The sequence below is a fragment of the Legionella shakespearei DSM 23087 genome, assembly GCF_000373765.1.
Taxonomy (GTDB): Bacteria; Pseudomonadota; Gammaproteobacteria; order Legionellales; family Legionellaceae; genus Legionella; species Legionella shakespearei.
The window spans coordinates 85,352-98,902 of the sequence record NZ_KB892381.1 but is presented as its reverse complement, the minus strand read 5'-3'; the positions used below and the strand labels follow the sequence as shown (position 1 = coordinate 98,902).

Here is a 13,551-nt window from a genome sequence, read left to right as displayed (position 1 = left end):
ATTCCCATTGAAAAGTATTGGCATAAAATATCAGCTTAGAATTACAACCCTGATCCCGGCCTTTCTGGTCGCCCTCTTATTTGCCGTGTTTTACAATGGCCAATTCGGCAAGGATTTAAAACAGCACATGTCCCGTTTGGGAGAAGCCTACATAAGGCAGCTGCTTCCCGCGGCGCAATTTGCTTTATTACGCCATGATGACCGCACCTTGCAAGGTTTGATTAATGCCTCAACCATTAACCCCGAAGTCAAAGCCCTTGCTTTTTATAATGCCAGCGGACAATTACTTGCTTATCGCGGGGGAAAACATTCCATCCATAAACCCTTTAATCCGCCGGATTTCACTGGGGATTATATTGAAAGCAAACAAATCGATCCCTTTACCATTAATTTTATCGCCCCCATTACCATTCCCAAATTTAACCTCTACTCCAATACTCTTTTTAAACACATACCCAGCCCGGTAGCCTTTCAGGCAGACGATATTCTCGGTTGGTTGTCTATAGATATTGATACCCAATCCATGCTTATCAAGCGTTACCAGATGATGATAGTCACTATTTTTATTACCTTGTTTGGCTTGCTGATGGGATTGACTATTCATTACTTCCTGTCAAAGCGCATCTATTTGCCTATTTCCAGATTACGCCGCAGTATGAAACAAATTTTAAGCAATGAATTTGAAACGGAAATCAGGGTAAACAGCCAGGGGGAATTGGGAACGATAGAAAAAGGTTGTGCCCATTTACAGAAAAAATATTTAAGCACCATTAAAGATTTAAATCACCATATTGAAGTAGCCACTGAAGATTTACAACAAAGCCTCGAACTTCTCGAAGAAAAAAACATAGAACTGTCACTGGAAAAGAAAAAGACCGAAGAGAAAAGCCGGCAAAAGTCAGAATTCATTGCCAATATGAGTCATGAAATCCGCACCCCGATGAATGGTGTCATTGGCTTTACCAATGTCTTGCTGGAAAGCAAACTGGATCCGCTGCAGCTTGATTATGTGAAAACGATTAAGTCCTCAGCACAGGATCTGTTGGGAATCATTAACGACATCCTCGATTTCTCCAAAATTGATGCCGGTAAATTGCATCTGGATTGTATTCCCCTGGATATTCGTGCCTGCATTGATGAGGTTTTGGCTCTTGCCAGTCCGGCAGCACATAAGAAAGGGATAGATTTAATTCCGGTTACTGACATTAATGTTCCAAGAACCATTCTTGGCGACCCCTTCCGAATAAAACAGATTATCAGCAATCTCATCACCAATGCAGTGAAATTTACTGACCATGGCTATGTGTTAATTCGCACTAAAATCGAGCAGGAAACCGATAAGGATTACACCCTTCTGTTCAATATCAGCGATACAGGTATAGGTATTTCGCCAGAAGATCAAACCAAACTGTTTACCGCCTTTAACCAGGCAGATACTAGCATTACCAGACGCTACGGCGGCTCGGGTTTGGGTTTGGTTATTTGTAAAAAACTCTGTGAAGAAATGCACGGCCGTATCAGCCTGACCAGTGAACTCAATAAAGGTTCGACTTTTTCTGCCCGTATCAAGGTTGAAAAACTGCTGGCCTATGAAATCGAAAAAAATCAGACGCATCGCTTCGCCCATTTAAAAATACTCTGCTTTGATGATAATCCCCTGCATCTCGAAGCCTTGTGCAATGGTTTGGGTTATTGGGGCATCGAATGCATTTCAGTAAGTTTATTCAATAAATTACCCCAGGCTCTGGATAAAAATAAAGACTGTAAAATTGCCTTTATCAATGTGAATCAGGGTTGTGAACATCAGGTGGCTGAATTAATTGCCAAACACAATCATATTCCTTATGTGCTCATTTCCAAATGGCCCATTAATGATTATGAAGCTTTGGGTGCACAAGGCTTTTTGTATAAGCCTATCAGCATCCAAAAATTACAGGATCTGATTGAGTCGCTGAACGATAAAGACAATTCAGCCAAAACAGTAAATCACGAGCTGGATGGTTTGCGAGAGCAACTGCGCTTTTTGCACCCTGAACTGCTGATTGCAGAAGATAATCCGGTTAACAAAATGTTGTTGCATTCGCTTTTGGGTGACAACGCTGCAGTGATGTCCGTTGATGATGGCAAAATGGCTGTAGCAGTCTGCAATGACAAAAAATTTAATCTGATTCTGCTTGATCTGCAAATGCCAAAAATTAATGGCCTTGATGCCGCAAAAATGATTCGTCAGCAATCATTACTGAACAAGCATACCCCAATTGTATTGATCAGCGCCAACAGCAGCGACTTGAGCAGCATGGACTTGAAAAAATCGGGTATAGATTTTTGCCTGCAAAAGCCTATTGATGAAAAACAATTGCTGATTCAAATCCTGCGTATTGCGGATAAGGCAGCGCATGCGGCTATTGATTGGCAATTGTGTGTACAAAAGGTTTCAGGCAATCAGGCCTTGGCTGAAGAGTTTCTTGCCAAGTTTATCGAAGAACTTTATAAAAACCGGGAAGAGTTTCTCCAGTTAATGCATGATAAAGACGTTCAAGGCTTAGGCAGCCTCGCCCATAAGCTCCATGGCGCTTGCTGTTTTTGTGGCGTGCCCTTGTTACAAAAGAAAGTCATGCAATTGGAAAAACTGGCTCTACATACGGCAAAAGCCGATGATCTGGCCGGTGTTTTTGCAGAATTAATGCAGAGTATTGATGCGGTAATTAGTGAGTATGAGAATCAGTATACATAGTACGGGAAGGATGCGAATAACCAGTATGAGCAACGCAGGATCGCCTTCTCCCTCCGGGGGAAGGTGCCCGACAGGGCGGATGGGGGGATTAAAAGAGTGTTTTACATTTTTAACAAGTTTAAATTATTTTGATTCTTCAAGGAATGATTACTTTTTAATCCCCCCACCCACCCTGTCGGGCACCCTCCCCCTGAGGTGGAGGGGCGATCCTGCGCAGATCTTACAAGTAATTTGTAGTTAATTCTTTTGTAGCCTGTATTAGCGAAGCGTAATACAGGATCGAAGTGGCACTTTCCTGTATTACGCTTCGCTAATACAGGCTACAGAATCCAGGTAGATTTAAAAACAAAAATTCATGTGGAGAAAAAATGACAGTTAAAAATGCAATCTACGCCCAATCCGGCGGTGTAACCGCTGTAATTAATGCCTCAGCCTGTGGGGTCATCCAAACAGCGAAGCTGTATCCTGAGCAGATAGGCACTGTCTATGCAGCGAAAAATGGCATTATAGGCGCTTTGAACGAAGAGCTCATTGATACCTCTTTGGAATCTGATGCCGATATTGCCAAATTAATGCAAACTCCTTCTGGAGCCTTCGGTTCCTGCCGTTATAAATTAAAAAATGATGGCGATGAATACCAGCGTTTAATTGAAGTCTTCAAAGCGCATAATATCGGTTATTTCTTCTACAACGGCGGTGGCGATTCGCAGGATACGGCACATAAAGTATCTCAATTGGGTAAGACCATGGGTTATCCTATTACCTGCATCGGAATCCCTAAGACTGTAGACAACGATCTCCCCTTTACAGATGCATGTCCAGGTTTTGGTTCTGTGGCCAAATACGTTGCTATTTCAACAAAGGAAGCAGGTTTTGATGTGGCTTCCATGGCCGCTTCGTCTACCAAAGTATTTATTCTTGAAGTGATGGGACGTCATGCCGGATGGATTGCAGCAGCCAGTGCTTTGGCAGGACAAGATCGTTCCGAACCTCCGCATATCATTTTATTACCTGAAGTGACGTTTAATCCTGAAAAATTCCTGAAGAAAGTCTCTGAGTGCGTGAACTCTTTTGGTTATTGCGTGGTGGTTGTATCGGAAGGGATTCGTAATAGCGAAGGCAAATTTTTAAGTGACGCCGGCTTGCGTGATGCTTTTGGCCATGCACAATTAGGCGGTGTTGCACCGGTGATTGCCCAGTTAATTAAAGCGGAGCTAGGATATAAGTATCATTGGGCTGTTGCGGATTATCTGCAGCGCGCTGCTCGTCACATATCCTCGCAGGTGGATGTGGATCAGGCTTATGCTCTGGGCAAAGCAGCAGTGGAATATGCGGTTAAAGGCCATAATGCGATTATGCCCATCATTATCCGTGAACAGGATGAGCCTTATCAATGGTCTATAGGCCAGGTTCCTTTAGCCGATGTAGCCAATCAGGAAAAGGCAATGCCCGCGGAGTATATTGCCGAAGACGGTATGGGAATAACGGAGGCATGCCGTCGTTATTTAGCGCCTTTAATTCAGGGTGAAGCGTATCCGACTTATGTTAATGGTATGCCGGATTATGTCCGATTGAAAAATCAATTGGTTGAGAAAAAGCTGAAGTAAGTACCGATCCCGGTTGCGAGCAACCGGGCTACCCCTCACTCCGATTCGTAACCCGATCCACGTCGTCCTGAGCGCGTCTTTTTGCGCGAAGGATCTCCTGAAATCGGCACAGTGCCAGCATTTGGAGGTCCTTCACGCAAAAAGACGCGCTCAGGACGACGTGGCTCGGGGATCGGTCTCACATCACCTGCCCGTGATACATGTTTTTCTCCAGGATAAAAATGGGATCTTTAGAAGACTCACCGGTTAAACTATTCCTCATGCTCAAAGCTAGTGCTTCGACCAAATCCTCAAATTCAGTTGAAGCGGGATTTAGCCCCATTTTTAATGATAGGTCCATCATGATATCTCTGACTACATGCCACATAATGGTATGCGCACAATAATGCACAAATGGAGTTATATGAATACTTTGCTGCAAAAGGTCCAGTTTTTCATCCTGAGTTTTCCTAACATACAACAGGCCTTTTTTGTAATGTGAATAAAGCCTGTCAAACCAGGAAAATTCTTTTTGTAAGCGTACTTTCAAGCCCTCTTCTATCTTTGTCCCTAAACTCTTTTTCTGTTCAGCACAGGAATAAGAAGGCTTATCCAATAAAGCAACAACACACGCAACGACATCATCTGGTGAGGCAGGTACATTGTCTTTTAATTCATCTGCATGAGCCAATAAACTCTCAATTACTATTGAGTTTTTGGTCAAAGGAATTGCGGGAAATTTATCCTTGAGCATGCTTGCAATCACCCTGAACTCCATTACACTCATTTTATCAACTGCATCCAGAAACAATCTAAATAAACACACATCATTGTCGGAAAGGTCTGGCGAGCGACTTAGAAAATCAGCAAATTCTTGTTGTAACACAGGCAAAGTAATGAGTTCTATAGTATCTGAAAAATCAAATCTGGAATAAACCAACATAGCGTAGCACTGTTTAATCCCTGCAATATCACTTAGCTTTTTAAGATTGGCGGAGTCAAGTGACATGCAATGATAAAAAAGAAATTTGAATCCGTCCTTGTTCGAACCAAAAAGAGCTGCACGAGACTCAGGAGGCAATGCCAGAATTGCAGGAGCAAGGTTTGATATTAAATCAACATCCCGGGCTTGCGTTTTGAACATCCAATACAGCGAAAGTATCAGTTGGCCGTTCTGAGCAAAGGCCGCGCTCAACGCTTTGTGGTCAATCGATACCGAATTTTGGGGATGCAGCAAATGATGGATGTTTTCTGAATTTAATTCGGAGTGCAGGCAAGGCAACGTGCCAGTAATAGTGCGACTTTTCGTAGTAAACTCGTTCCATAAGTACTCATATTTGTAAGATATCACCACTGATTGGTCTTCACGAAAAGAAGTACCAATACAAACAGGCAAATGACTTTTAGCTAATTTCATAGAAACATCTTTTACATTAGGATTTTTATTGAGAAACTCCGCTATATCCAAAAAGAGATTATTACTCCCATGGTGGTGTTTACCGACAACGCGCAGACTTACTAAAGTTTTATGTCCTTGTAAATGGGACAAGTAAGATGCAATGCTGTTATCATTACACTTACATTCAATAGTAACTTTAATTAAATTCGTATTTTTTTGCAAAAAAAGTGCTAACTCTTCCGGGGTATTGGCTTTATATTCCATAAGCATTTCCGGAAAGCCCGCCTTTTTCAGACAAAGGCTGATTATCGTATGATATAAAATATCAATATCTGCAGAACCTGGACACATGCCAAAAAGCATAACGGCTACTTCGCTAAATTGTTTCGCTATAAGGTTGGAATAACGGGCGAAAGCAAAAGCAGCTATTTTATCTTCCGATAGTTCTGGATCAGCAAGCAGTGAAAATTGTGCCGCCATCCTCTTCATATGATCGTTAACCTTTCGTAACAGGATCTTTTCTGGTGATTCAGCAAGAGGCACCTCTGCAAGCTTATAAAAATCTGCGTCAGGTGCACTAATGGGTTTATTTAAAGAGGTTAACAGGGAACCCCTGGCATCACTCTGATCCAGTAAGGTTGTAACTGATACGAGACGTGAGGTGCCAAACACCGCTTCAAATCTCTTCTTTAAAAGAGGATGCTCGCCAATGCGAAGTATTTGCTGTGGACTATAAAAAGGTAATTTTCTTTGAATAATGCGGCAGGTAAGATTTAAAGGATCTGCTTTTAAAACTTCGGATAAAACCTGTTGTATTTCTTCCAAAGCTACAATTCTGAACGTTTGATCATTGGCATCAGGCAAGAAAAAAGCTCTTGCCTCGCGTTCAATTGCTACACGTTCCTCAGCGCTTAGCTCGAGAAAATGACGTGTGGCTAAAAACAGATAATAGCTCCAATAAGTAGTTTCTGAATCAAAAGAAGAAGCCATTTTTACAAAGGGAGCTCTGTGCCTGATTATCACACGCTGAGTTTCTTTATCCTCACGCGTGCGCTCCTCATCCTTTAACCACCAGTTCTCATGAGCCATGTATTGGCTTGCCGCAACCAAATCTCCCGTTTTAATATAACGTAGACACAGCTCACGCTTTATAGTACCTGCCCACTCTGCATTGCCTGTTCCCAACAGTTCATGATACATATAAATAGCCAGAGTATGGTCTTCCAGATTTTTTATATAATTCAAGCCAAACGCCAAGTCTTGATGAGATTTATTATTGGGGGAAATGTTGAGTATGGCTGCCTTATTTTCCGCGGCATCTACCAGTTCAGGACAATCCTGGCGCAGATTCAATAAATGCATCACTGGAATTATATGGACTTGTTTCAATAATAAGGCCATTCTTTGAAGTGTCGCCAGATCGTTAATGTAACTTAAGTCGATTTCCAAAAACTGCAAGCCCCAACAGGAATAGATAAATTCAACACAGGCGGTCATTGCCGCTTCATTTTCAAAGTGCAAACCGGTAAAGGTCAGATTTTTTACCCCTTTTGCCGATTTTTTCTTTAGCTTTTGAATAGTTTCGGAATCAATACCACCTTTAAGATGTACGTTTTCTGGCAGAACATCATTTGTCTGGGAAATAAAATCACGAAGGGACAGGGAAAAATGCATCAAAATCATCCAAAGACTAAAATTAAGGCATTATAGTCTTTAGATGATCAAGTTATCTGGTTAATAAAGGACAAGTTTTAGTTACTGAAGGACATAATGACATTAAGGCCGACAAATAGCAGGCCTGTATTTGCTGGCCAGAGTGCCGCCCTTACAGTCCCAGGTTAAGGCTCTGACAGGATCGAGGGCGGGAACAAGAAGAATGGTGCCACCACCAGCATTGGGAGTGTAGGTGATGGTAATAATGCCCTGGGCCCCAATGGTTATTGAAGCGACATTGGGTGTCGCTGCTGGAGAGATATAACCTGTTTCTGCCTGTGAAGCAGGAAAAGAACTGTTATCAAAAGTGGTTTCTGCAACGGCTAACTGGGCAGGAAAGGCCATGTTAAAGCCTTCTGAAACACGTGCTCTGATGCTGTAATCAAGATAAGCCGGTATGGCGATAGCAGCCAGCAATCCAATGATAGCTACTACTATCATCAGCTCTATCAGAGTAAAGCCTTTAGCTATCATATTAATCTCGAGCCCGGTATTTACTATTTATAAGGCATATATGATGCCAACTGTGTTGGTATGAACGAAAGACCTACACCGTCCCGCGGCTTGTCCGCGGGATCCAGAGTTTGTAGCCTGTATTAGCGGAGCGTAATACAGGATCGAAGTGGCAACTTCCCGTATTACGCTCCGCTAATACGGGCTACGACACTGCCATTAAGTTAAGCGCTACTCCGCCGTACCGCGGCTTGTCCGCGGTATCCAGAGATCTAAGTTCGGAATGAGATTCCTGGATCCCGCGGACAAGCCGCGGGACGGCGGAACTCCATAACTTAATGGCAGTGGCCCGACAGGGTGGGTGGGGGGATCAAAAAGAGAACTTATTTAAGGTAAAAAAGTCTAAAATAACATGGCCTATTTGATAGAAACTCCTTTTTTGATCCCCCATCCGCCCTGTCGGGCACCTTCCCCCGGAGAGGGAAAGGCGATCCTGCATAGTTCTGAGTGGTACTCAATATGAGAGGATCACTCAGCGCTGTCGCTGCATCAAGGCTACAGTTTTTTATATATTTTTTCCTTTACTTAATGGCATGTCTCCTGCCATATTTTAAGTACTTAGCCTGACCCCACAAAATAAAAAACCGCCCTTAAGGGCGGTTTGAGAGTTACAGCTATCTGTTATCTGCAACTTGCTGGACGATATTTAGCTAATAAAGTACCGCCAGTACAATCCCAAGTCACATCACCATTAGCTTGCAATGTTGGATCCATAATAATGGTTCCACCACCTGCTGCTGCAGTATAAGTAATCGTAATATCACCACCTGCACCAACAACAATTGAAGTAACGTTATCTGTAGCAGCTGGAGAAACATAACCAGTTTCAGCTTGTGTTGTTGGCAATGCGTTGTTAGTAATGGCTGTTTCAGATACAGCCAGTTTAGCTGATGAAGCCAGGTTCAAACCTTCTGTAACCCTTGCTCTAATGGTGTAGTCCTGGTAAGCAGGAATAGCAATTGCAGCAAGAATACCAATAATGGCTACCACAATCATCAGTTCGATTAATGTAAAACCCTTTTGTCTCATGGCTGTCTCCGAAGTTTAATTACAATTTATGCTATGCAAGTGAAATGCCAATTAGGCTATTTTGTTCTCTAAAGATAAAAATATTCGCAAAAAGATCAATATAAAATCAGAACTATTTTCGGAATTATACTCCTTATCTTGGTTATAACTTACTGAATTAATGTAAGAAATACCAGTATTTGTTGTCCCGGTCTCATTACTAACTGCAACACAATATTTTAAAAAGCCCCCTATTCTTTTTGGAAACTCCCGGCAAAATTCGAATCGCCAAAGCCCCTGAATGAAGAAAAACAGTTATAATGATTCATCCAGTGTGAGCCACAGTATAAACGACAAAAAGACCCAATTAGTTACAATATGACAATTTTTGTCACATCGTGACGCGACTTAGGTCATATGACAAGCAGTGATCAAAAGCGTATAATTTGCTGTTTATCCTAAGTCAACCGAGTTAATCATGTCCCGAAAAGAACGCATAGAAGAGCAATTAAGCATCCATCTTTCCCCTGTCTTTTTAAACGTGGAAGATGAATCGGGAAATCATCATGTACCAGAAGGTGCGCAAACCCATTTTAAAGTGACGGCTGTTTCAGCCCAATTTAAAGATTTAAGCCGGGTTGCAAGGCATAGGCTGGTGAATGATCTGTTAAAAGCCGAGTTTACCACAGGTTTACATGCCTTGAGCATGCATTTGTATACCGCGGAAGAATGGGAACTTAAAAAGGATGGCGTGTTGAAGTCACCTGCATGTAAAGATGGGTATAAGAATGGATAGATGAGTAACCCGGCAACAGGGCTACCCAGCTGCGGATTTCGTCGCTTTGTAGCCGATCCACATCGTCCTGAGCGCGTCTTTTGGCGCGAAGGATCTCCAAGTATTTAGCACCATGCCACGTTGAGGAGATCCTTCGCGCCAAAAGACGCGCTCAGGACGACGTGGATCTGTTATTAATGGAAGAGTTTTGGATAAAGCACAATGCCGTAGCCCGGCCTGCTTGCAGCCGGGAAAGCATATCCATGTACCGATCCCGGTTGCAAGCAAACCGAGCTACGGTGCTGTATTAACGATTAAATTACTATTTTACGTAATCTTATTTCTACTATAGAACCTAGTGCTGATGCCGCTTTCTTTAAGCTACGCATTGTCAAATTCTTTCCAGACTCCAAACGTTGGTAACTCTGGTAAGATACTCCCATGGTTCTTGCCACATCAGCCATAGTGCGATTGTTTTGCTCTCTGATTATATGAAGCAATGCAGGAGCAGCCACTTCAGGGCTTACTGCAATAGCTAACTCTCCATTTTTAAAAGCAGTGGGTAATATAATTTCTTCATTTTTTTCCAATCTGTCCAAAAGCATTAAATCCAATACTTCCTGAGCATTAAATATGGCTTCTTCTAAAGTTTCGCCATAAGTAAACGCATTCTCAATGTCACGAAAAGTAACCAAAAACCCATTGCCATCAGGCTCTACTTTTGCCCCATAAGTTAAATCAAGAATATCTTTCATAACTCACCTCTAAGTTAATTTTACACCGGTTTGCTTTTCAATGGCCTTCAAACTCCCAAATCTCTTGTGCCATGAACTGGAACAGGTACAGATCGAAATCCCTCTTTCTCCATTTTATAATGGCTACCTCTCGTAGAGGTATGATGCCAACCGTGCTGTTTTAGAATTGCTATGACTTCTTTTCCATTCACTTAAATTCAATCCACAATTTATATATTGTATATTATAGCTCAATTTGATACAAAACAACATATAAATTGTGTAATCAAATAAGAATTCATAATCCTGGAAAAAGAAGATATAATGTATATCTTTTTGTCTAATAGAAGAAACAATGAAAAACTGGTCGTCTGAAAAAATTTCTGTTCTCGCTTTAGTCTTGTTGATCACAGGAGCAATTGACAGCATCAGGAATTTACCAGGCACAGCCTTGTTTGGTTCTACCTTGATTTTCTTCTTTATTTTTTCCGCCATTGTCTTTTTAATCCCTGTCGCATTAGTCGCTGCTGAGCTTTCTTCAACCTGGTCTGAGGAGGAAGGAGGTATTTACAGTTGGGTGAAACATGCCTTTGGGGAAAATACCGCCTTTTTTACCATTTGGCTGCAGTGGATTAATACCCTGGTCTGGTATCCCACTATCCTGTCTTTTATTGCAGGTACCATGGCTTATCTGATCAACCCTGAACTGGCGCAAAATAAATACTACCTAATCAGCGTCATTTTAGTCATTTTCTGGTCTTTAACTTTGGTAGGTCTTTCAGGCCTCAGGGCATCGGCTGCTTTTGCCGGGTTCTGTGCGATGCTGGGGATGATCTTGCCCATGGGGTTTATTATTCTCCTCGCAGTGATTTGGATCATTAAGGGGAACCCCATTGCGATCAACATGGGCTGGTCTCATTTACTCCCTCAATGGACTGATAGCCAATCCTGGGTGTCTTTAACCGCAATTATGACTTCTTTCCTTGGTATGGAACTGGCAGCAGTTCATGTGCGCAATGTTAAAGATCCACAAAAGAACTTTCCTAAAGCCATGTTTTTCTCAGTATTGCTGATTTTATTCACCATGATTTTAGGTTCTTTAGCTATTGCTTTCGTTTTGCCAAAAGAAAAAATCAGTCTGGTCGATGGGGTTATGCGTGCTTTTGATAACTTTTTCCAGGCTTATCATTTAAGTTACCTGATGCCTTTGTTAGTTGGCCTGCTTCTGTTAGGCAGTCTGGGCAGTATGATTAACTGGATTATTTCTCCTGCCAAAGGCTTGTTAATGGCAGCGCACCATGATTTTCTGCCTAAATCCATGTGTAAATTAAACAAGCATGGCGTGGCTTCGCGTATTTTGATTTTGCAGGCAGTTTTGGTTACTTGCCTGTGTAGTGGCTTTTTGCTGTTTCCTTCAGTTAATGCGATTTACTGGCTGTTTACTGATTTGAGTACTGAACTCTATATTATGATGTATGTCCTGATGTTCATCGCGGCATGGAATCTGAAAAGAAAATTTGCTGATGTAAAAAGGCCCTTTGCCATACCTGGAGGCAAAATGGGTTATTACCTGACCTGTATACTGGGTTTATTGGGATGCACCCTTACCCTGATTGTCGGATTTATTCCACCGGAGCAAAGCATGGATGTGGGCGGTGCCTCGCATTTTCGTATGGTCTTTTCTCTGGGCATTCTTATCATGCTAACCCCTGCGTTTTTGCTCTATCTGCGCAAGAAAATTATAACTAAAAGATAACACCTGAGTTGGCACAGTCCGTAGCCACGTCGTCCTGAGCGCGTCTTTTTGCACGAAGGATCTCCAAATACTGGCACCATGCCGCTTTCAGGAGATCCTTCGCGCAAAAAGACGCGCTCAGGACGACGTAGATCGGTTAATTCCACAGAGAACCAACCTATTCAATATTTACCAATCGCTATGCTAATATTAAGATAAACTGTTATTCATGATTGCTGGTGCTACAAACAGAATAAAAAGGAGAACATCATGAAAGAATGCCAGAGTATTTTATTTGTCAGTCATGGAACTCATGATGAAACAGAAGCCCTGCACTCAGCCATAGAACTTGCCAAAAATTACAAGGCAAAGCTTGATGTGCTGATTATCTATCCTCTTTTCCCCAGCTCTCATGATGATTATAAAAAATCCTATGAACTGTTTCTGGTGGATAATATCAATAAGGCCATTGCTGCCGCCAAAACCAGAATGGCGATAAAAGTAGATATTGATGCTGGAGATACACCGGATATCCTTATTATTCAACGCGTGATCCGCCATTCTTATGATGTGCTGATTAAAGCCGTAGAACCCCATGACAGCAAGGGCTTTAAGGCTCTGGATATGGCTTTGCTGCGCAAATGCCCATGCCCTGTCTTTTTACATCGCCCTTTTAAGCACACTAAAAAATTACATATAGCAGTGGCAATTGATGTTAAGGATGATGAACCCGCTGGTCATGATTTTGCGCTGGAACTGTTAAACCTGTCTTATTCACTTACCCAGCACTGCAAGGGAACTTTGAGCATTATCTCCTGCTGGGATTTCGTCCTGGAACATTATCTGCGTAATAGCATCCTGATGGATATTACTCCGGGTGATCTGGATAAAATGGTGATGGATGAAAGCAATCTTAGCTATAACAAGCTGGAAAAACTTATTCAGGAATCAGTTATAGATGAGGATAAACCCAATATCCTCCATATCAAAGGCAAACCTACCGAAATCATTCCTGCACTCCTCACAGAAAAGAACATTGATATTTTAATCATGGGCACCGTAGCAAGAACAGGCATCTCAGGCTTTATTATAGGGAATACGGCAGAAAACATTCTGCAAAATCTGGATTGCTCCCTCTGGGCACTTAAGCCATCAGGTTTTGTTTCTCCGGTGAAGGCTTATTGAAATTTTGCCGCCTCGTGTCATTTAAAAGAAACTGTTCCGCTCCCTCACGGTCGCGGCTCGGTTTCCGTGCGTTTGTATCTACTTTATCGTGCACCAGAAATCCGAGCCGCGACTGTTAAGGAGCGGAATTTTTGTCGGGGCACTGGCCTGGTATAGTTCGAGCTATGTA

General features: G+C 42.3%; 10 protein-coding genes. 5 read left to right on the top strand and 5 right to left on the bottom strand.

The annotated features are described in order from the left end of the window. The first annotated feature begins 7 nt into the window (after positions 1 to 7). Both letS and B094_RS0100400 read left to right on the top strand, forming a co-directional pair. On the top strand, positions 8 to 2,734 hold the full coding sequence (gene letS, locus B094_RS0100405; RefSeq protein WP_018575812.1) for a two-component system sensor histidine kinase LetS: 2,727 nt from the start codon (positions 8 to 10) through the stop codon (positions 2,732 to 2,734). Positions 2,735 to 3,102: 368 nt separating this feature from the next. Then, positions 3,103 to 4,341, top strand: coding sequence for a 6-phosphofructokinase (locus B094_RS0100400; RefSeq protein WP_018575811.1), 1,239 nt, complete (start codon positions 3,103 to 3,105; stop codon positions 4,339 to 4,341). Positions 4,342 to 4,519: 178 nt separating this feature from the next. Here the strand turns inward: B094_RS0100400 and B094_RS0100395 are convergent, their stop codons facing one another. From B094_RS0100395 to B094_RS0100385, 3 genes are all read right to left on the bottom strand, one after another. Beyond that, entirely contained in the window at positions 4,520 to 7,393 is a 2,874-nt protein-coding gene (locus B094_RS0100395; protein ID WP_018575810.1) for a hypothetical protein, read from the bottom strand. 102 nt (positions 7,394 to 7,495) lie between these two features. Then, positions 7,496 to 7,906 carry a pilin gene (locus B094_RS0100390; protein WP_018575809.1) on the bottom strand — a complete coding sequence of 137 codons (411 nt, stop codon included), beginning with the start codon at positions 7,904 to 7,906 and terminating at the stop codon, positions 7,496 to 7,498. Between the two features lie 660 nt (positions 7,907 to 8,566). Continuing rightward, positions 8,567 to 8,974, bottom strand: a complete 408-nt coding sequence (locus B094_RS0100385; RefSeq protein WP_018575808.1) for a pilin — start codon at positions 8,972 to 8,974, stop codon at positions 8,567 to 8,569. A 457-nt stretch (positions 8,975 to 9,431) separates the two neighbouring features. Here B094_RS0100385 and B094_RS0100380 point away from each other — a divergent pair, with 457 nt between their 5' ends. Continuing rightward, entirely contained in the window at positions 9,432 to 9,749 is a 318-nt protein-coding gene (locus tag B094_RS0100380; protein ID WP_018575807.1) for a BolA family protein, read from the top strand. Between the two features lie 293 nt (positions 9,750 to 10,042). Here B094_RS0100380 and B094_RS0100375 read toward each other — a convergent pair whose 3' ends face one another. Beyond that, positions 10,043 to 10,483 carry a type II toxin-antitoxin system HicB family antitoxin gene (locus B094_RS0100375; RefSeq protein ID WP_018575806.1) on the bottom strand — a complete coding sequence of 147 codons (441 nt, stop codon included), beginning with the start codon at positions 10,481 to 10,483 and terminating at the stop codon, positions 10,043 to 10,045. Between the two features lie 47 nt (positions 10,484 to 10,530). Beyond that, the gene (locus tag B094_RS17680) at positions 10,531 to 10,674 is read right to left on the bottom strand and encodes a type II toxin-antitoxin system HicA family toxin (protein ID WP_202814224.1); all 144 of its coding nucleotides are present in this window, start codon (positions 10,672 to 10,674) and stop codon (positions 10,531 to 10,533) included. A gap of 143 nt (positions 10,675 to 10,817) precedes the next feature. Between B094_RS17680 and B094_RS0100370 the strand changes: the two genes are divergently transcribed. Both B094_RS0100370 and B094_RS0100365 read left to right on the top strand, forming a co-directional pair. Then, the gene (locus tag B094_RS0100370) at positions 10,818 to 12,218 is read left to right on the top strand and encodes an APC family permease (RefSeq protein ID WP_018575805.1); all 1,401 of its coding nucleotides are present in this window, start codon (positions 10,818 to 10,820) and stop codon (positions 12,216 to 12,218) included. A 249-nt stretch (positions 12,219 to 12,467) separates the two neighbouring features. Further along, entirely contained in the window at positions 12,468 to 13,382 is a 915-nt protein-coding gene (locus tag B094_RS0100365) for a universal stress protein (protein ID WP_018575804.1), read from the top strand. The last annotated feature ends 169 nt before the right edge of the window (positions 13,383 to 13,551 follow it).

Excerpts from the sequence above, each read along its gene's own strand:
- B094_RS0100385 (WP_018575808.1), bottom strand. The coding sequence starts at position 8,974 with ATGAGACAAAAGGGTTTTACATTAATCGAACTGATGATTGTGGTAGCC.
- B094_RS0100370 (WP_018575805.1), top strand. The coding sequence starts at position 10,818 with ATGAAAAACTGGTCGTCTGAAAAAATTTCTGTTCTCGCTTTAGTCTTG.
- B094_RS0100380 (WP_018575807.1), top strand. The coding sequence starts at position 9,432 with ATGTCCCGAAAAGAACGCATAGAAGAGCAATTAAGCATCCATCTTTCC.
- B094_RS0100395 (WP_018575810.1), bottom strand. The coding sequence starts at position 7,393 with ATGCATTTTTCCCTGTCCCTTCGTGATTTTATTTCCCAGACAAATGAT.
- B094_RS0100400 (WP_018575811.1), top strand. The coding sequence starts at position 3,103 with ATGACAGTTAAAAATGCAATCTACGCCCAATCCGGCGGTGTAACCGCT.
- B094_RS0100365 (WP_018575804.1), top strand. The coding sequence starts at position 12,468 with ATGAAAGAATGCCAGAGTATTTTATTTGTCAGTCATGGAACTCATGAT.
- B094_RS0100375 (WP_018575806.1), bottom strand. The coding sequence starts at position 10,483 with ATGAAAGATATTCTTGATTTAACTTATGGGGCAAAAGTAGAGCCTGAT.
- B094_RS0100390 (WP_018575809.1), bottom strand. The coding sequence starts at position 7,906 with ATGATAGCTAAAGGCTTTACTCTGATAGAGCTGATGATAGTAGTAGCT.